Below are 17,075 nucleotides of genomic sequence, written 5' to 3' on the forward strand. Positions count from 1 at the left end.
AAGAGGCGGCCGTTGTTGTTTCAGCCTCAGCTGTTGTTGTGATCGACCTTGATGGTCGGATCGCTGCCGGCAATCAGGTTGTGCAGGTTGGCGCTCGCCCAATTGTTGCCTTCCAGTTTGATCGTCACGTCCGGCGTGGCCGCAGCGGCATCGCCCGAGTTGAATTTGCCCGCCGAGCTGACTTGCAGCGACGACGTGCCATCCACTGTGGTGATCTTCAGGAAGTTGTCGATCGTGCTGCCGGTCTCGCCCTGCAACAGGTCGCGCAGGTCGATGCGGTCGCCTTCGCTGGCTTTGAAATCCTTGATCACGTCGTTACCGGTGTCGCCCGATTTCCAGACGAAGGTGTCGCCACCGGAACCGCCGATGAGGATGTCGTTGCCCTGACCGCCGATCAGCGTGTCGTTGCCGGTGCCGCCGAGCAGGATGTCATTGCCTTTGCCGCCGTCGAGCAGGTCGTTGCCGCCCGAGCCGAACAGGATGTCATTGCCCGCGCCACCGAGCAGCGTGTCGTTGCCATCGTGCGCGCCGGATACATCGAACGCCTGATAGTGCTCGGTGATGTACTGGTGCACGTTGCTGGTGCTGACTTTGCTGACGTCGACGCCGGTCTCTTTGGCAACGAACGCCTGCATCGCCTGGTAACCCTCGCCGGCAATGCCGTTGAAGCTGACCAGATCGCCGAACAGGATGTCGTTGCCTTCGCCACCGTTGACGGTGTCGTTACCCGGCATCGTCGCTTCGGTATGGCCGATGATCGAGTTGGCCAGATCCTTCGGATCGATGTTGGTTTGCGGCGTTTTGTCCGAATCGTACGGCTTGAGGTCGTTGAGGCTGACGTCGTTGTTCAGACCAATGGCTTCGACGCTCGACAATCCGCTCAACAAAGCGAAGCCGCTGGTCGAATTGCTGGTCGTCGACGAGTTGGTGCTGTTGCCGGTACCCGCGAGGTTCGACAATTCATAAGTACCGTCGCCCTGCGCATGAATCGTGCCCAGCGTTTCGCTGCTCCAGCCCCACCACGAGTTGTAGGTTTGCAGCACAACGCTGCCAGCACTGTTGATGGTCAGGTAGTGCGAGTTGTCGATGTAGGTGCTGAACGTGTCGCCCTGCTTGTAGTTGCTGGCGTTCACCACGCTGTCGAGTTTCACGTTGCCATACAGCGTCGGGTTGGTCTGCTCGCCGGTCTGGTAGTAAGTCGGCTGGCCGTCGGTGATGAAGTACGTGAGGTTCTTCGCCCCGGTGTTGGCCACTGCGTCGGCACTCTGGAACCAGTTGGCCGTGGTCTTGAATACGTCCTCGTAGTTGGTACCGCCGCCAGAGCCCATCGAGTTGAGTACGGCTTTGAGCATCGTCAGCGCGTTCGGATCGTTGAGATTCACCGACACCGATTTGTTGACCTGGGTATCGAAGTCCACCAGGAATATGTTCACCGTGCCCGAGTTGCTGCCGCCCAGGCTTTGCTTGAGGCTGTTGAACACCGAGGTCAGCGAGTCTTTCGCGGCGTTCAGCGACGAAGTGCTCATGCTGCCCGAGCTGTCGACCATGAACGCAATGTTGTAGTTGGTGCCCGGCACCACGGTCAGGCCGCCGATGTCAGCGACGATGATGTCGTTGGCGTCGGTGCCGATGACGTTGTCATCACCCGAGGTGGCGGTGACCGCGTTGTACACCGCAGGCACTACCGTGACCGGAATGGTCGCGGTGCTGCTCGCGGAGCCACCGACCTGTTCGGTGGACGTCGAGGTCACGGTCAGGTTGAACTGGCCGTTGTAGTAGGTCGGCGGAGTCACGGTCAGAGAGCCGAGGTTCCAGCCGGTGACGTTGGCTTCGCCATTGCTCGCGGTAACGGTGAAGGTATGCCCCGCGCCATCGCTGAGCACCGAACCGACCGGTGCACCGCTGATCTTCACGCTCAGGGTTTCCGAGCCGTCGGTGTCGGTCAGCGCGGTGCTGATTGCCGACAGCTTCACCGTGGTGCCTTCAGCGCCGGTGTTGAGCTTGTAGCCGTCGTAATAACCTTCGCCGTTGGTGCCGTGCAGATCGGAGACGGTCACGCCCGAGTTGATCAGATCCTGCACACCGGTGTAGATCGGCACGCCGGCGTTGCTCAGATCGATTGGCGTGCCGCCGTTGACCGACAGGTTGACGTCGTAGCTGCCCGGGCCGCTCTGGTTGTGGTGATAGATGTCGAGGGTGTAATAACCGCTGGTGGTCGGGGTGAACGAACCATTGATCGCACCGCCCGCGCCCCAGGTACCCGACGCCACGTTCTTGCCGCCGATGGTGATCAGTAGGCTGTCATCGGCCACGCCGCTGAAGCTGTAGGTCTTGCCGGCTTCCAGGTAGATCAGGCCCGAGGTCTTCGACGCCGTACCGGCGGCGACACTGCCGTCAGACTGCACGTTGGTGACGTTGCCGCTGGAGTTCGGTTTGCCGGCGGCGTCGATCACGTTTTTCAGGGTGGTCGAATTCGCCCCGCTGCCGTCAGTGCCCAGGCCCGACAGACCGGTCCAGACTTCCTTGATCAGGCCGGTGGATTTAACGCTGTTATCAGCCACGGCTACGGTCGGCGCATCCGCCACTGGCGTGATGTCGATCTTCACCGTGCCGGTGCTGCCCAGCGCCTGGCCATCGGTAGGCTGGAACTTGATCTGTGCGTAGTCCGCCTGATTGTTGCCCAGACCGGTGCCGCCGTAACCGTTGGTGCCCGACTCGTTGGCATCCGGCAGGAAGCGCAGCTTGCCGGCGTCGATGTCGGCCTTGCTGAAGGTCTGGTTGTTGGCAACATCCTTCCAGGTCGAGCCGTCCAGATACTGCAGTTTGCCCTCGCCCGGCAGCTGCGTGATCTTGATACCAAGGCTGCTCGCCGGGCTGTCGACATCGCTGACGCCAAAGGTCGACCAGCCGAGTACCAGCGGCGTGTCTTCGGTGCCGGTGACATTGTTTGGCGCAGCGACCGGTGCATCGTTGACCGCCACCACGTTGACCGTAGTCGTCGCGGTGTTGGAGTAATTGCCGCCATCAGTCACCGTCACGGTGATGACGCGTGGCACGGTGCTCGGGTTTTCGCTGCTGTTGGTGAAGCTGATGTTCTTGATGGCCTGCATGTAGTCGGCCAGGGTCGCGTTACCCGAGAGGGTCAGGGTCACCGTGCCGTTGGTGCTGTTGGCATTGATGGTGATGCCGTTGACGCTATTGCCCAGATTCAGCGCATCGCCGTCCTGACGGTTGGTCAGAACCACAGTGGCGCCGGTCAGCATCGTGCTGTCCGGGTCGGTGATGCTGATGTCGGTGTCAGCGATCGACACGCCGGCGCCCGGGGTGTTCTCGGTGAACGTCACCTTGTAATCGGCACCGGTCGCACCGCTGGAGTTGTTGGCGTCCAGATCGAGCACCGGTGGCGCATCGTTGTCGATGATCGAGGTGCTGACGCTGCCATTGGTGCTGCTGACCGCGAGGTTCTCGAAGTTGCCGCCGGTAGCCGAATCGATCTTGACCACGAAATTCTCGGTGCCTTCGGTGATCTTGTCATCGAGGGTGGCGACGTTGAACTGCGCGCTGCTGGCGCCCGCCGGGATCTTCACGGTGTACACACCAGTGAAGTCCGAACCGTCGGCAGCGGTGCCGCTGTAGACGATTTTCAGGGTCACTTCGGTCTGCGCCGGGTGATTGAGGCTGACGGTGTAGCTGGCGGTCTGGCCTTCGGTCACCGAGCTGCTGCCAGTGATGCTGACGGTGGTGGTGTCGATGGTGTCGGTGACGCTGGTCACTGCTGGCGTGGTGCTCGGTACCAGGTTTTCGAAGTTGCCACCGATAGCTTTGCTGATGGTCGCCTGCACGGAGCCGGCGTCTTTGTAGACGTCATCGGACGGGGCCGGAACGGTTGCGGTGCCGGTGGTTTCGCCAGCCTTGATGGTGATCACAGCGCCGTTCGACAAGGTCACGGTCACTGGCGAACCAGCGGCGTTGGTCAGGGTCGCGGTGTAGGTGATCTGGCCACCTTCGGCCACCGAGTTGGTGGCGCTCAAGGACAGATTGGTGGTGTCGACGGTGTCGGTCACGGTGGTGCTGACCGGAGTCTTGTCGGCGACGAGGTTTTCGAAATTGCCGCCGCTGACGTTGGTAATCGAGTTGGTCAGCGGAGCGTTGCCGGTCAACGCATCGTTCGGTGCGACGGCAGTTACGGTGCCGGTAGTCTGGCCGACCGCGATGGTGATGTTCTGGCCGTTGGCCAAAGTGACCACCACTGGCGAACCGGTGACGGGTGCGCCGACGGTTGCGGTGTAGACGACGTTGCCGCCTTCGGCCGCTGTGGCGGTTGCGCTCAGTTTTACGGTGGTGGTGTCGATGGTGTCGGTGACGCTGGTCACTGCTGGCGTGGTGCTCGGTACCAGGTTTTCGAAGTTGCCACCGATAGCTTTGCTGATGGTCGCCTGCACGGAGCCGGCGTCTTTGTAGACGTCATCGGACGGGGCCGGAACGGTTGCGGTGCCGGTGGTTTCGCCAGCCTTGATGGTTATCACCGCACCGTTCGACAGGGTCACGGTTACGGGCGAGCCAGCGGCGTTGGTCAGCGTAGCGGTGTAAACGATCGAGCCACCTTCGGCCACGGAACCGGTCGCACTCAGCGACAGGTTGGTGGTGTCGACGGTGTCGGTCACGGTGGTGCTGACCGGGGTCTTGTCGGCGACGAGATTCTCGAAATTGCCGCCGCTGACGTTGGTGATCGCATTGGTGATCGGAGCGTTGCCAGTCAGCGCATCGTTCGGTGCGACGGCAGTTACGGTACCGGTGGTCTGTCCGACCGCGATAGTGATGTTCTGGCCGTTGGCCAGAGTGACCACCACTGGCGAACCTGTGACTGGCGCGCCGACGGTTGCGGTGTAGACGACGTTGCCGCCTTCGGCCGCCGTGGCGGTTGCGCTCAGTTTTACGGTGGTGGTGTCGATGGTGTCGGTGACGCTGGTCACTGCTGGCGTGGTGCTCGGTACCAGGTTTTCGAAGTTGCCACCGATAGCTTTGCTGATGGTCGCCTGCACGGAGCCGGCGTCTTTGTAGACGTCATCGGACGGGGCCGGAACGGTTGCGGTGCCGGTGGTTTCGCCAGCCTTGATGGTTATCACCGCACCGTTCGACAGGGTCACGGTTACGGGCGAGCCAGCGGCGTTGGTCAGCGTAGCGGTGTAAACGATCGAGCCACCTTCGGCCACGGAACCGGTCGCACTCAGCGACAGGTTGGTGGTGTCGACGGTGTCGGTCACGGTGGTGCTGACCGGGGTCTTGTCGGCGACGAGATTCTCGAAATTGCCGCCGCTGACGTTGGTGATCGCATTGGTGATCGGAGCGTTGCCAGTCAGCGCATCGTTCGGTGCGACGGCAGTTACGGTACCGGTGGTCTGTCCGACCGCGATAGTGATGTTCTGGCCGTTGGCCAGAGTGACCACCACTGGCGAACCTGTGACTGGCGCGCCGACGGTTGCGGTGTAGACGACGTTGCCGCCTTCGGCCGCCGTGGCGGTTGCGCTCAGTTTTACGGTGGTGGTGTCGATGGTGTCGGTGACGCTGGTCACTGCTGGCGTGGTGCTCGGTACCAGATTCTCGAAGTTGCCACCGGTAGCGCTAGTGATCGTTGCCTGGACGGAACCGGCGTCTTTGTAGACGTCATCGGACGGTGCAGGAACAGTTGCGGTGCCGGTGGTTTCGCCTGCTTTGATAGTGATCACGGCGCCGTTCGACAACGTGACTGTCACAGGTGAGCCAGCGGCGTTGGTCAGCGTAGCGGTGTAAACGATCGAGCCACCTTCGGCCACGGAACCGGTCGCACTCAGCGACAGGTTGGTGGTGTCGGTAACGTCCGTGACAGAAGTCGAAACTGGAGTTTTGTCCGCCACCAGATCTTCGAAGTTGCCACCGGTTACGCCAGTGATCGAGTTGGTGATCGGGGCGTTGCCGGTCAGCGCATCGTTCGCAGCAACAGCAGTTGCAGTGCCAGTAGTCTGGCCGACACCGATGGTGATGGTCTGGCCGTTGGCCAGAGTTACCACAACTGGCGAGCCGGTGACCGGAGCGCCGACGGTGGCGGTGTAGGTCACGGTGCCGCCTTCAGCCACCGAAGTGTCGGCGGTCAGTTTGACGGTCGAGGTGTCGATGGTGTCGGTGACCTGGGTGATCGCAGGCGTAGTGCTCGGAACGAGGTTCTCGAACTTGCCACCGGTAGCGCTAGTGATCGTCGCCTGCACAGAACCGGCGTCTTTGTAGACGTCGTCGGACGGTGCAGGAACAGTTGCGGTGCCGGTGGTTTCGCCAGCCTTGATAGTGATGACAGCGCCGTTCGACAAGGTGACTGTCACAGGTGAGCCAGCGGCGTTGGTCAGGGTCGCGGTGTAAGTGATCTGGCCACCTTCGGCTACCGAACCGGTCGCACTCAGCGACAGATTGGTAGTGTCGGTAACGTCGGTGACAGAAGTCGAAACTGGAGTTTTGTCCGCAACCAGATCTTCGAAATTGCCGCCGCTCACGCCAGTGATCGAGTTGGTGATCGGAGCGTTGCCGGTCAGCGCATCGTTCGCAGCAACAGCAGTTGCAGTGCCAGTAGTCTGGCCAATGCCGATGGTGATGGTCTGACCGTTGGCCAGAGTCACGACCACAGGCGAGCCGGTGACCGGAGCACCCACAGTGGCGGTGTAGGTGACCGTGCCGCCTTCAGCCACCGATGTATCGGCGGTCAGTTTGACTGTCGAGGTATCGATGGTGTCGGTGACAGTCGTCACGGCCGGAACCGTGCTCGGTACCAGATTCTCGAAGTTGCCACCGGTAGCGCTAGTGATCGTCGCCTGCACAGAACCGGCGTCTTTGTAGACGTCGTCGGACGGTGCAGGAACAGTTGCGGTGCCGGTGGTTTCGCCAGCCTTGATAGTGATGACAGCGCCGTTCGACAAGGTGACTGTCACAGGTGAGCCAGCGGCGTTGGTCAGGGTCGCGGTGTAAGTGATCTGGCCACCTTCGGCTACCGAACCGGTCGCACTCAGCGACAGATTGGTAGTGTCGGTAACGTCGGTGACAGAAGTCGAAACTGGAGTTTTGTCCGCAACCAGATCTTCGAAATTGCCGCCGCTCACGCCAGTGATCGAGTTGGTGATCGGAGCGTTGCCGGTCAGCGCATCGTTCGCAGCAACAGCAGTTGCAGTGCCAGTAGTCTGGCCAATGCCGATGGTGATGGTCTGACCGTTGGCCAGAGTCACGACCACAGGCGAGCCGGTGACCGGAGCACCCACAGTGGCGGTGTAGGTGACCGTGCCGCCTTCAGCCACCGATGTATCGGCGGTCAGTTTGACTGTCGAGGTATCGATGGTGTCGGTGACAGTCGTCACGGCCGGAACCGTGCTCGGTACCAGATTCTCGAAGTTGCCACCGGTAGCGCTAGTGATCGTTGCCTGGACGGAACCGGCATCTTTGTAGACGTCGTCGGACGGTGCAGGAACAGTTGCGGTGCCGGTGGTTTCACCAGCCTTGATGGTGATCACAGCGCCGTTCGACAAGGTCACGGTCACTGGCGAGCCAGCGGCGTTGGTCAAGGTCGCGGTGTAAGTGATCTGGCCACCTTCGGCTACCGAACCGGTCGCACTCAGCGACAGATTGGTAGTGTCGGAAACGTCGGTGACAGTGGTCGAAACCGGTGTTTTATCCGCCACCAGATCTTCGAAATTGCCGCCGCTCACGCCAGTGATCGAGTTGGTGATCGGAGCATTACCGGCCAACGCATCGTTCGCAGCAACAGCAGTTGCAGTGCCAGTAGTCTGGCCGACGCCGATGGTGATGGTCTGACCGTTGGCCAGAGTCACGACCACAGGCGAGCCGGTGACTGGCGCGCCGACGGTGGCGGTGTAAGTCACGGTGCCGCCTTCAGCCACCGATGTATCGGCGGTCAATTTGACGGTCGACGTATCGATGGTGTCGGTGACAGTCGTCACGGCTGGAGCAGTGCTCGGTACCAGGTTCTCGAAGTTGCCTCCGGTAGCACTGGTGATCGTCGCCTGCACAGAGCCGGCATCTTTGTAGACGTCATCAGACGGTGCAGGAACTGTTGCGGTGCCGCTGGTTTCACCAGCCTTGATGGTGATCACAGCGCCGTTCGACAAGGTCACGGTCACTGGCGAGCCAGCGGCGTTGGTCAATGTCGCGGTGTAAGTGATCTGGCCACCTTCGGCTACCGAACCGGTCGCACTCAGCGACAGATTGGTAGTGTCGGAAACGTCGGTGACAGTGGTCGAAACCGGTGTTTTATCCGCCACCAGATCTTCGAAGTTGCCGCCGCTCACGCCAGTGATCGAGTTGGTGATCGGAGCATTACCGGCCAACGCATCGTTCGCAGCAACAGCAGTTGCAGTGCCAGTAGTCTGGCCAACGCCGATGGTGATGGTCTGGCCGTTGGCCAGAGTCACGACCACAGGCGAGCCGGTGACTGGCGCGCCAACGGTGGCGGTGTAAGTCACGGTGCCGCCTTCAGCGACCGAAGTATCGGCAGTCAGTTTGACGGTCGAAGTGTCGATGGTATCGGTGACATTGGTCACCGCTGGAACCGCGCTTGGCACCAGGTTCTCGAAGTTGCCGCCGGTCGCACCCTCGATGGTCACTTCGACTTTGCCGGCATCTTTATAGACGTCATCTTTAGGTGCGTCGACGGTCACGGTGCCGGTGGTTTTGCCTGCATCGATAGTGATGGTGGCGCCGTTCGACAGGGTCACGGTCACCGGTGTGCCGGCCGGGTTGGTCAGGGTTGCGGTGTAGGTGATCTGGCCGCCTTCGGCGACCGAGTCGCTGGCGCTCAGGTTCAGATTGGTGGTGTCGGTAGTGTCGGAAACCGCGGTGTCTGCGGACTTGCCGTCGACCACCAGTTTTTCGTAATTGCCACCCGTGGCGTCATCAATGGTCACGCTCAACGAGCTGCCGCCCGCCAATGGGCTGTTCGGCGCGACGTAGTTGACGCTGCCGGTGGTTTCGCCAACGGCGATGGTGATGGTCTGGCCGTTGGACAGGCTGACGATGATCGGAGAGCCGGTCACTGGCGCGCCCACGGTCGCGGTGTAGACCACGGTTTCGCCTTCGGCGACGTTCGCAGTGGCGCTCAGCGACACGGTGGTGGTGTCGATGGTGTCGTTGACCGTGGTCACCGCCGGCGCTGTGCTGGTGACGAGGTTTTCGAAGTTGCCGCCGGTTGCGCTCTGGATGGTCGCTTCAACGCTGCCGGCGTCTTTGTAGACGTCGTCCTTCGGTGCATCGACGGTCACGGTGCCAGTGGTTTTGCCGGCCTCGATGAGGATGGTCGCACCGTTCGACAGGGTCACGATGACCGGTGTGCCGGCGGCGTTGCTCAGGGTTGCGGTGTAGGTAATCTGGCCGCCTTCGTTCACCGCGCCGGTCGCGCTGAGCGACAGGTTGGTGGTGTCGACGGTGTCGGTCACGGTGGTGCTGACCGGGGTCTGGTCGGCGACAAGATTTTCGAAATTACCGCCGCTGACGTTGGTGATCGAGTTGGTCAGCGGCGCGTGGCCGGCGAGGACGTCGTTCGGCGCGGTGGTGCTCACGCTGCCGCTGGTCTTGCCGACTTCGATAGTGATGTTCTGACCATTGGCCAGGGTGACGACCACAGGCGAACCGGTGACCGGCGCGCCGACGGTGGCGGTGTAGGTGACGGTGCCACCTTCGGCCGCGGTTTCGGTGGCGGTCAGTTTGACCGTCGAGGTGTCGACGGTGTCGGTGACATCAGTGACCGCTGGCGTGGTGCTTGGCACCAGGTTTTCGAAGTTGCCGCCGGTGGCGTCCTTGATCGTGACTTCAACTTTGCCAGCGTCTTTATAGACGTCGTCGGCAGGTGCCGGAACGGTGACGGTGCCGGTAGACTTGCCGGCCTCGATGGTGATCACCGCGCCGTTGCTCAGATTCACGGTCACCGGGGTACCGGCCGGGTTGCTCAGGGTTGCGGTGTAGACAATCGAACCGCCCTCGGCCACGGAGCCGGTCGCGGACAGCGACAGGTTGGTGGTGTCGGCGACGTCGGTTACCGAGGTCACCGCCGGGGTTTGGTCGGCGACGAGATTTTCGTAATTGCCACCACTGGCGCCGTCGATCTTCACGCTCAGGGTGTTGCCGCCGGCCTGTGCATCGTTCGGCGCGGTGAAGTTGACGCTGGCGCTGCTGGCGCCGACCGGAATGGTGATGGTCTGGCCGTTGGACAGGGTCACCAGCACTGGCGAACCGGTGACCGGTGCGGTCACGGACGCGGTGTAGACAACCACGCCGCCTTCCACCGCACTGGCGCTGGCGGTCAGCGCAACGGTGCTGTTGTCGATGGTGTCGGTGACATCAGTTACCGCAGGCGTCTTGTCGATCACCAGATTTTCAAAGTTGCCGCCGCTGGTCTTGGTGATGCTCGCATCGACCTTGCCGGCGTCCTTGTACACGTCATCGCCAGGCGCGGCGACGGTCGCAGTGCCAGTGCTCGCACCCTTGGCAATGTTGATCACCGCGCCGTTGCTCAGGGTCACGCTCATGGCGGTGCCGGCCGGATTGCTCAGGGTGGCGGTGTAGACGATCGAGCCGCCCTCGGCAACGCTGCCGGTGGCGCTCAGGCTGATGTTGGTGGTGTCGACGGCGTCGGTGACTTTGGTCACCACAGCCGAACGATCGGCCTCGACGCGCTCGAAATTGCCGCCGCTGTGGCTGGCGATCGCCGTCCGCACGTTGCTGCCATCGATGTACGGGGTGTTGGCGGGCGCCGGGAAATTCACCGAGCCGCTGGTAGCACCGGCAGCGATGTTGATCACCGCGCCGTTGGCCAGGGTAACGGTCATCGCAGTGCCGGCCGGATTGCTCAGGGTCGCGGTATAGGTGATCTGGCCACCTTCGCTGACGGTATCGCTGGCAGTCAGGGTCAGTGCGGTTGTGTCGACGGTGTCGTTGACCGTGGTGCTGACCGGGGTCTTGCTGACGTCGAGTTTCTCGAAGTTGCCGCCGCTGGCATCGGTCATGGTTACGGTGAGCTTGCTGACGTCCTTGTAGACGTCATCGCTCGGTGCGGCAATCGTCACCGAACCGCTGGTCTTGCCGGCTTCGATGGTGATGGTCTGGCCATTGCTCAGGTTGACGGTCACCGGCGTCTGCGCCGCGTTGGTCAGCGTTGCGGTGTAAGTGATCGAAGAGCCTTCGAGCACATAGCTTTCTGCGCTGAGGGTCAGGTGCGTGGTGTTGATCGTGTCGGCAACATTGGTCACCGCAGGCGTAGTGCTCGGCACCAGATTTTCGAAGTTGCCACCGGTGGCGTCCTTGATGGTCACTTCGACTTTGCCGGCGTCTTTGTAGACGTCGTCGGCAGGTGCCGGAACGGTCACGGTGCCGGTGGTCTTGCCGGCTTCAATGGTGATGACCGAACCGTTGCTCAGATTGACGGTTACCGGCGTGCCGGCCGGGTTGCTCAGCGTCGCGGTGTAGGTGATCTGCCCGCCTTCGTTGACGTTGCCGGTGGCAGTCAGCGCGACGCTGGTGGTGTCGACGGTGTCGGTGACAGTGGTGCTGACCGGGGTCTTGTCGGCGACCAGATTCTCGTAGTTGCCGCCGCTGACGTTGGTGATCGAGTTGGTCAGTGGTGCGTGACCGATCTGCACGTCATTCGATACCGGGGCGGTAACGCTGCCGGTGGTCTGGCCGACGGCGATGGTGATGTTCTGGCCGTTGGCCAGGGTCACGACAACTGGCGAGCCGGTGACGGGCGCGCCGACAGTGGCGGTGTATGTGACGGTGCCGCCTTCAGCGACCGAGGTGTCGGCGGTCAATTTGACCGTCGAGGTATCGATGGTGTCGGTGACTGTCGTCACGGCGGGAGCACTGCTCGAGACGAGGTTCTCGAAGTTGCCGCCGGTGGCACTGGTGATGGTGGCCTGCACGGAGCCGGAGTCTTTGTAGACGTCGTCGGACGGAGCCGGGAAGCTCACATTACCGCTGGTTTCGCCTGCCTTGATGGTGATGACGGCGCCGTTCGACAAGGTCACGGTCACTGGCGAGCCAGCAGCATTGGTCAAGGTTGCGGTGTAAGTGATCTGGCCGCCTTCAGCCACGGAAGCGGTCGCGCTCAGCGACAGATTGGTGGTGTCGGCCACGTCGGTGACGGTGGTCGAAACTGGAGTTTCGTCCGCCACCAGATCTTCGTAGTTGCCACCGCTTACGCCAGTGATCGAGTTGGTCAGCGGAGCGTTGCCGGTCAAGGCATCGTTCGGTGCGGTGTAGGTGATGGAGCCGGTGGTCTGGCCGACGGCGATGGTGATGTTCTGACCATTGGCCAACGTCACGACCACAGGCGAGCCGGTGACTGGCGCGCCGACGGTGGCGGTGTAAGTCACGGTGCCGCCTTCGGCAACCGAGGTGTCTGCGGTCAGCTTCACCGTCGAGGTATCGACGGTGTCAGTGATTTCGGTCACTGCCGGCGTAGTGTTCGGCACCAGATTTTCGAAGTTGCCGCCGGTGGCGTCCTTGATGCTGACTTCGACCTGGCCGGCGTCTTTGTAGACGTCATCGGCCGGCGCTGGAACGGTAACGGTGCCCGTGGTTTTGCCGGCATCAATGGTGATCACCGAGCCGTTGCTCAGGGTCACGGTTACCGGGGTGCCGGCCGGATTCGTCAGCGTGGCGGTGTAGGTGATCTGGCCACCCTCGGCCACAGAGTCGGTGGCGCTGAGGCTCAGGCCAGTGTCATCCACCGAATCGGTGATGGTGGTGACCGCAGGCGTGTTGCTTGGCACCAGGTTTTCGAAATTGCCACCGGTAGCGCCAGTGATCGTGGTGCTGACGGTGCTGCCATTGTTGTAGACGTCGTTGGCCGCTGTGGGCACGTTGACGGTGCCGACGGTCTCGCCAGCCGCGATGGTGATGGTCGAACCGTTGGACAGAGTGACGGTTACCGGGGTTTGTGCCGGGTTGGTCAACGTCGCGGTGTAAGTGATCTGGCCGCCTTCGACGACGTTATTCGTCGCAGTCAGGGTCAGACCGGTGTTGTCGACCGAATCGGTGATCGTGGTAACGGCAGGTGTGGTGTTTGGCACCAGGTTTTCGAAGTTGCCGCCGGTAGCGCCAGTGATGGTGGTGCTGACGGTGCTGCCGTTGTTGTAGACGTCATTGGCCGCTGTTGGCACGTTGACGGTGCCCACGGTTTCGCCAGCCGCAATGGTGATGGTCGAACCGTTGGACAGGGTGACGGTAACCGGCGTCTGCGCCGGATTAGTCAGTGTCGCGGTGTAGGTGATCTGACCGCCTTCAACGATATTGTTGGTCGCTGTCAGGGTCAGGCCAGTGTCATCCACCGAATCGGTGATGGTGGTGACCGCAGGCGTGTTGCTTGGCACCAGGTTTTCGAAGTTGCCACCGGTAGCGCCAGTGATCGTGGTGCTGACGGTACTGCCATTGTTGTAGACGTCGTTGGCCGCAGTCGGCACGTTGACGGTGCCGACGGTTTCGCCAGCCGCGATGGTAATGGTCGAACCGTTGGACAGAGTGACGGTTACCGGGGTTTGCGCCGGGTTGGTCAGGGTCGCGGTGTAAGTGATCTGACCGCCTTCAACGATATTGTTGGTCGCTGTCAGGGTCAGGCCAGTGTCATCCACCGAATCGGTGATGGTGGTGACCGCAGGCGTGTTGCTTGGCACCAGGTTTTCGAAGTTGCCACCGGTAGCGCCAGTGATCGTGGTGCTGACGGTGCTGCCATTGTTGTAGACGTCATTGGCCGCAGTCGGCACGTTCACGGTGCCAACGGTTTCGCCAGCCGCAATGGTGATGGTCGAACCGTTCGACAGAGTGACGGTTACCGGGGTTTGTGCCGGATTGGTCAGTGTCGCGGTGTAAGTGATCTGACCGCCTTCAACGATATTGTTGGTCGCGGTCAGGGTCAGGCCAGTGTCATCGACCGAGTCGGTGATGGTGGTCACGGCTGGTGTGGTGTTCGGCACCAGGTTTTCGAAATTGCCACCGGTAGCGCCAGTGATCGTGGTGCTGACGGTGCCGCCATTGTTGTAGACGTCATTGGCCGCCGTCGGCACGTTGACGGTGCCGACGGTTTCGCCGGCCGCGATGGTAATGGTCGAACCATTCGACAGAGTGACGGTTACCGGGGTTTGTGCCGGATTGGTCAGTGTCGCGGTGTAAGTGATCTGACCGCCTTCAACGATGTTGTTGGTCGCGGTCAGGGTCAGGCCAGTGTCATCGACCGAGTCGGTGATGGTGGTCACGGCTGGTGTGGTGTTTGGCACCAGATTTTCGAAATTGCCACCGGTGGTGCCAGTGATCGTGGTGCTGACGGTGCTGCCATTGTTGTAGACGTCATTGGCCGCAGTCGGCACGTTCACGGTGCCAACGGTTTCGCCAGCCGCAATGGTGATGGTCGAACCGTTCGACAGAGTGACGGTTACCGGGGTTTGTGCCGGATTGGTCAGTGTCGCGGTGTAAGTGATCTGACCGCCTTCAACGATGTTGTTGGTCGCGGTCAGGGTCAGGCCGGTGTCATCAACCGAGTCGGTGATGGTGGTCACGGCAGGTGTGGTGTTTGGCACCAGGTTTTCGAAGTTGCCGCCGGTAGCCCCGGTGATCGTCGTGCTGACGGTGCTGCCGTTGCTGTACACATCATTGGCCGCAGTCGGCACATTGACGGTGCCGACGGTTTCGCCGGCTGCAATGGTGATGGTCGAACCGTTCGACAGAGTGACGGTTACCGGCGTCTGCGCCGGGTTGGTCAGTGTTGCGGTGTAAGTGATCTGACCGCCTTCAACGATATTGTTGGTCGCAGTCAGCGTCAGGCCAGTGTCATCGACCGAGTCGGTGATGGTGGTCACCGCAGGTGTGGTGTTCGGCACCAGGTTTTCGAAATTGCCACCGGTAGCCCCGGTGATCGTGGTGCTGACGGTGCTGCCATTGTTGTAAACGTCATTGGCCGCAGTCGGCACGTTGACGGTACCGACGGTATCGCCAGCAGCAATGGTGATGGTCGAACCGTTGGACAGAGTGACAGTTACCGGGGTTTGTGCCGGATTGGTCAGTGTCGCGGTGTAAGTGATTTGACCGCCTTCGACGACGTTATTCGTCGCAGTCAGGGTCAGACCGGTGTTGTCGACCGAATCGGTGATCGTGGTAACGGCAGGTGTGGTGTTTGGCACCAGGTTTTCGAAGTTGCCACCGGTAGCGCCAGTGATCGTGGTGCTGACGGTGCTGCCATTGTTGTAGACGTCATTGGCCGCAGTCGGCACGTTGACGGTGCCGACGGTTTCGCCGGCAGCAATGGTGATGGTCGAACCGTTGGACAGAGTGACGGTTACCGGGGTTTGCGCCGGGTTGGTCAACGTTGCGGTGTAAGTGATCTGACCGCCTTCAACGATATTGTTGGTCGCAGTCAGCGTCAGACCGGTGTTGTCGACCGAATCGGTGATCGTGGTGACCGCAGGCGTGTTGCTTGGCACCAGGTTTTCAAAGTTGCCGCCGGTAGCGCCAGTGATCGTGGTGCTGACGGTGCCGCCATTGTTGTAGACGTCGTTGGCCGCTGTGGGCACGTTGACGGTGCCGACGGTTTCGCCCGCAGCAATTGTGATGGTCGAGCCGTTGGACAGCGTGACGGTTACCGGGGTCTGCGCCGGGTTGGTCAACGTCGCGGTATAAGTGATCTGGCCACCTTCAACGATGTTGTTGGTCGCGGTCAGGGTCAGCCCGGTGTTGTCGACCGAATCAGTGATCGTGGTAACGGCAGGTGTGGTGTTTGGCACCAGATTTTCGAAGTTGCCGCCGGTAGCCCCGGTGATCGTGGTCGTAACGGTGCTGCCATTGTTGTAAACGTCATTGGCTGGGGTCGGCACGTTGACGGTGCCGGTAGTCTGGCCAGCGCCAATGGTAATGGTCGAGCCATTCGACAGCGTGACGGTAACCGGAGTTTGCGCCGGGTTAGTCAGCGTCGCGGTGTAAGTGATCTGACCGCCTTCGGTCACGCTCGAACCAGCCGTCAACGTGACGGTAGTGGTGTCGACGGTGTCGGTGACTTGCGTGGTCGCCGGGATAGTCGGCGGGGTCACGGTGATGCCGTTGCCGCCGCTGGTGCCAGTGACGGTTACGTCGATCTGGGTCGGGTCGTTATAGACAGTGTCGTTCGGCGCCAGCGGCACGTTGACGGTGCCGGTGGTGGCGCCGGCGGGAATGACGATGACTGCGCCATTGGACAGGGTGATGGTCAGGTCTGTCAGCGGCGCCTGGGTCAGGGTCGCGGTGTACACCAGCACGCCGCCGGCTTCGGTGATGGTCGGCGTGGCGCTGAGGCTCAGGGTCGAGTCACGCAGTGCGTTGGTGGTGGTGTCGGTGGTCAGGCCGCCCGTGGTGTCCTGCGCGACTTGCCCGGCAGAATTGATGCCCGCCGTGGGGAAGCCAATGGTCGGATCGACGCGGCCAGCGGTGGCGTCGAGCATGACGAAGCTGTGACCACCACCGGCCGCACCGCCGGTACCTGCGGCGGTCGGGCCGGCCGCGGTGGATTCGAGTGCGGTGGTCGGGTCGACACCGGCGGCGATGGCTTGCTGCAGTTCTTCTACAGAAGGCGCAGCCTGCGCCGTGGCTTCGGCCAGGTCAGTGCTGGAGTCAGGCGAGCTGGCGCTCCACTGGGTGTCACGGCCCAGATCGAGCATGCGGCCATCGGCCAGTTCCAGCGACACCGCGCCGGACAGACCGGTATCGATCTGGTCGCCGACATACAGGCGATCGCCTTCAACGAGTACGCGACGCACGCCCTCTGGGGACACCACGAAAACCTGACCGACAATGCTTTTGACGACGGCAACAACACTGCTCATTGAAGACTCTCCGGGGTGTCACATTCAGTTGACTTCCATGGACCTGACGGGCGTCGGCGCCACTTCAGTCTGGACGTACTTTCTATAAATGGATAACTTATTGACGCTGTATTTCCGTCAATAATCTGGCTATAAATTATCGCGATTAACTTTATGCCAAACTATTGACCTTCTGGGAGCCATCCTAAACAATCGCCCCACTAATGTCAC

General features: G+C 61.5%; 1 protein-coding gene. It reads right to left on the bottom strand.

Annotation, left to right across the window (positions count from 1 at the left end; genetic code table 11):
• Positions 1 to 26: 26 nt before the first annotated feature.
• Complete coding sequence (locus ACZ9BE_RS25265; protein ID WP_476250059.1) at positions 27 to 16,865, bottom strand: LapA family giant adhesin; 16,839 nt, start codon at positions 16,863 to 16,865, stop codon at positions 27 to 29.
• Positions 16,866 to 17,075: the final 210 nt, after the last annotated feature.

The organism is Pseudomonas sp. TE9122 (genome assembly GCF_056278925.1).

Bases quoted from the DNA above. Each gene is read 5' to 3' on its own strand.
- ACZ9BE_RS25265 (WP_476250059.1), bottom strand. From the start codon at position 16,865: ATGAGCAGTGTTGTTGCCGTCGTCAAAAGCATTGTCGGTCAGGTTTTC.